Source organism: Methylobrevis pamukkalensis (assembly GCF_001720135.1).
Classification (GTDB): domain Bacteria; phylum Pseudomonadota; class Alphaproteobacteria; order Rhizobiales; family Pleomorphomonadaceae; genus Methylobrevis; species Methylobrevis pamukkalensis.
Window position 1 is genome coordinate 1 of record NZ_MCRJ01000326.1, and the last position, 469, is coordinate 469.

Annotated in this window: 1 pseudogene; it reads left to right on the forward strand. The window is 74.4% G+C overall.

From position 1 onward, the window contains the following. Positions 1–469, forward strand: a pseudogene (locus A6302_RS21795) (2-dehydro-3-deoxy-6-phosphogalactonate aldolase); the annotation flags it as partial.

A 469-nucleotide genomic window follows, 5' to 3' on the forward strand; every position in this document is an offset into this window, starting at 1 on the left:
GTCGCCATCCTGCGCGGGGTGGCTGCCGGACGAGGTCGAGGCGATCGGCGAGGCGCTGGCCGAAGCCGGCTTCGAGGCGATCGAGGTGCCGCTCAACTCCCCCGATCCGCTGATCTCGATCGAGCGGCTGGCCCGGCGCCTGCCGGCGTCGGTGCTGGTCGGCGCCGGCACGGTGCTGACGCCGGAGGCGGTCGCCGCGGTGGCGGACGTCGGCGGGCGGCTGATGGTCTCGCCCAACGTCGACCCGGCGGTGATTTCGGCGGCGCGGGCGCGCGCATGGTGACGATGCCCGGCGTGTTCACGGCCACCGAGGCCTTCGTCGCCCTCGGTGCAGGGGCCTCCGCGCTGAAGTTCTTTCCCGCCTCCGCGCTCGGACCGTCGGGCATCGGCGCGATCATGGCGGTGCTGCCGAAGCAGGCGGTGGTCGGCGCGGTCGGCGGCGTCGGCGAGGCGGATTTCTCGGCCTATG